3 protein-coding genes are annotated in these 2,861 nt (G+C 67.0%); 1 reads left to right on the top strand and 2 read right to left on the bottom strand.

Annotated elements, in window-relative coordinates; all coding sequences use genetic code 11:
• A partial coding sequence (gene mutM / locus ACK4SV_RS16595) for a bifunctional DNA-formamidopyrimidine glycosylase/DNA-(apurinic or apyrimidinic site) lyase (RefSeq protein ID WP_409918955.1) occupies positions 1-842 on the top strand: 842 nt, incomplete at its 5' end.
• Between the two features lie 140 nt (positions 843-982).
• On the opposite strand, the gene ACK4SV_RS16590 is transcribed toward mutM, so the two are convergent.
• Both ACK4SV_RS16590 and ACK4SV_RS16585 read right to left on the bottom strand, forming a co-directional pair.
• Entirely contained in the window at positions 983-2,185 is a 1,203-nt protein-coding gene (locus tag ACK4SV_RS16590; RefSeq protein ID WP_409918954.1) for an FAD-dependent oxidoreductase, read from the bottom strand.
• A 98-nt stretch (positions 2,186-2,283) separates the two neighbouring features.
• On the bottom strand, positions 2,284-2,861 hold a 578-nt coding region (locus tag ACK4SV_RS16585), incomplete at its 5' end, for an acyl-CoA dehydrogenase family protein (RefSeq protein WP_409918953.1).

The raw sequence follows: 2,861 nt of genomic DNA, 5'->3' as shown, positions 1-2,861 counted from the left end.
CTGAATTACCTGAAGTCGAGACAGTTCGCCGCGGCCTTGCACCTGTGATGGAGGGCCGGCGCATCGCGCGCGTGGAGCAGCGCCGGGCGGATCTGCGCTTTCCGCTGCCGGAGCGGTTTGTGGAACGGCTGGCGGATGCGCGGATCGAGCGGCTCGCGCGGAAGGCGAAATTTCTCGCGGCGCATCTCTCGACGGGCGAGGTGCTGATCATGCATCTCGGCATGACCGGGCGGTTCACTATTGGCGGACAGAGGCCGGGCGCGTTTCATTTCAGCGCGGGCGGAATCGCGGCGCATGACCATGTCGTCTTCCATATGGAGGGCGGGGATACGGTGACCTATAACGACCCGCGCCGTTTCGGGTTCATGGAGCTTTGGCCGGAAGCAGACCTTGGCGCCTATCCACGGCTGGCCGCGATGGGGCCTGAGCCGCTGACCAACCTGTTCTCGCATGCCTATCTGAACCAGGTGCTGGCCGGCAAGGCGGCGCCGATCAAGGCGGCGCTGCTGGACCAGAAGGTGATCGCAGGGCTGGGCAATATCTATGTGTGCGAAGCGCTGTTCCGGGCGGGGATCTCGCCGAAGCGCTTGTGCCGCAGCATACCAGGCCAGCGGGCGGCGCGGCTGGCCCCGGCGATTGATGCGGTGATTGCCGAGGCGATCGAGGCGGGCGGCTCGTCGATTTCGGACTTTGCCTCGACGGATGGGGCGCTCGGCTATTTCCAGCACCGGTTTGATGTCTATGACCGGGAGGGACAGGGCTGCAAACGCTGCGGGGGTACGGTGCAACGAATCGTGCAGTCGGGGCGGTCGACGTTTTATTGTCCGGGGTGTCAGCGGTAGGTCCTCACCTCCGCCGCCCTTTGGGCGGGCCCTCACCTCCCATCGCTGCGCGATGGGCCCCTCCTCTCCCATTTCATGGGAGAGGGGTAAGAGGCGTTTCACTTAACCCCTCTCCCGCGCTGAAGGCGTGGGGTGAGGGCTTACCGCGCCGCCTTCAGTCCCAGCCGTTTCAGCGGCGACCCGAAGCCGCCCGCTACCAGGCCTGCGAGGATCGGCGGGGCGGGCCAGAGGCGCAGGAGCGGCGCGGCGAAACGGTCGCGCAGCCAGGGATTGACCGCGCCGTCGGACTGGTAGACCGGCGTGAAGGCCCAGGTCATCAACTGGTAGAGGCGGACATGGAAGGCGCGCAGCCTGAGGAAGCGTTGCAGCGCGCGGGCGACATCCGCTTCGCCGTGAAACGCTTTCATCAGGCCGTAGGCATCCAGCAGCGCCATGTTTGCGCCCTGCCCCAGCTGCGGGCTGGCCGCGTGCCAGGCGTCGCCGATATGGACGAGGCGGCCCTCGACGACCGGCCCGTGGGTGCGATGGCGGTAACGGGCGAAAGTGAACTGGTCATGATCCGTGATCTGGCTGAGCAGGATGTCTGTCTCGGGCCAGAGCGTGCGAGCGGCGTCTTTCCAGTGGATCAGCGGCGCGGCGCGGAAGGCGTCATACTGGTCGGCCCGGATCGACCAGAAATAAGTCAGGCTGTCCGGCGCGCCCTGCGCCATCCGGCCGGACGGCATCACGCCGGCCATCTTGCGCGCGGCTTCGTAGCGCTGTTCCAGCGCGGTGTGATCGAACGGGCCGGCGTCCGGCCAGGGTAGCGTCGCCCAGAGCGCACCATAGGTGAGCTCTTTTTTCGGTGCAGACGAGAGCGGCGAGCGCACGCCGAGCGCATCAATCAGCAGGTCGTAGGGGCCATGCGCCCCGCCGCCGGCATCAACGAGAATGCCGGTCTGGCCATTGGCGGCGGTAATGCGGGTGCCTTTGAGGATGCGCGCGCCGGCCGCCATCGCGGCCTCATGCAGCACATCGAACAGGGCGGCGCGCTGGAGGCCGAGGCCAGCGAGGCTGGGGCGCAGGGCGCGGTAGCGGACATCGAGGACCGCGCGGCCTGTGTCGGTGGAGACGCCGTGGAGGCGCAGTATCGGCGTGCCGAGCGCTTCGACTTTTGCCCTGAGGCCCATTTCGGCGAGGACGGCGAGGCCGGTTTCCTGCAGCATGAGGCCCGACCCGACGGGGCCGGCTTTTTCGAACTGGTCGAACAGGGTGACGCGGTGGCCCTCCCGCGCGAGCAGCACCGCCGCCGCCAGCCCGCCTATGCCCGCCCCGGCCATGCCGATGCCCAGCGATTGACTCATGTCCCTACCCCGGAAAGCCCGGTTGCAACTTATTCGCAATTCGGGGGAAAGGACAACGCTGGCGGATCAGAATTGTTGGCGCTTACAGAGGCTCCCGGTCAGACCATCCCGCCATCGGTCGGCAGGCCGAAGAGGATGCGGCCGGTGAGTTCGAAGGTCGAGGGTGCGGTGACGATATGCTGGGTGATGGCGTGGGCATCGCGGAAACGGCGTTGCAGGTCGCTGGTTTCGAACAGAGCCGCGCCGCCGCCGAGATCATACAGCGTGCGGCAGATGTCTGCGCCGGTGCGGGTCATATGTGTGCAGGCAAGGCGGAGGTCGGCGCGCGCTTCCATGGGAATGTCGCCGTCGCCCTGGGCGATTGTCCAGACACGGTCGATTTCCGCGAAGAGGTAGGCGCGGGCCGCGCGCCAAGCGGCTTCGCATCTTGCAAACTCGGCCTGCATGGTCTGGCGCTCAGATAGGGTTTTCGAAGAGCCCTGGCTCTTCTTGATGGTGGCGAGAGCGTGGAAGGCATCGAGCGCGCCGCGGGTATTGCCGAGCGCAACGGCGCACACGCCGAGCGACAGGAGCCCGAAGGCGGGAAACTTGTAGAGGGCGCCCGGCTCGCGGGGCTTGTCCGTGACGAGCGAGACCGACCGGCCGGCCGGCACCAGCAGGTCCTTCACTTCGAAAT

The sequence above is a fragment of the Hyphomonas sp. genome, assembly GCF_046313735.1.
Classification (GTDB): Bacteria; Pseudomonadota; Alphaproteobacteria; order Caulobacterales; family Hyphomonadaceae; genus Hyphomonas.
The sequence above is the reverse complement of the archived record's forward strand: the minus strand, read 5'-3'. Positions and strand labels throughout refer to the sequence as shown.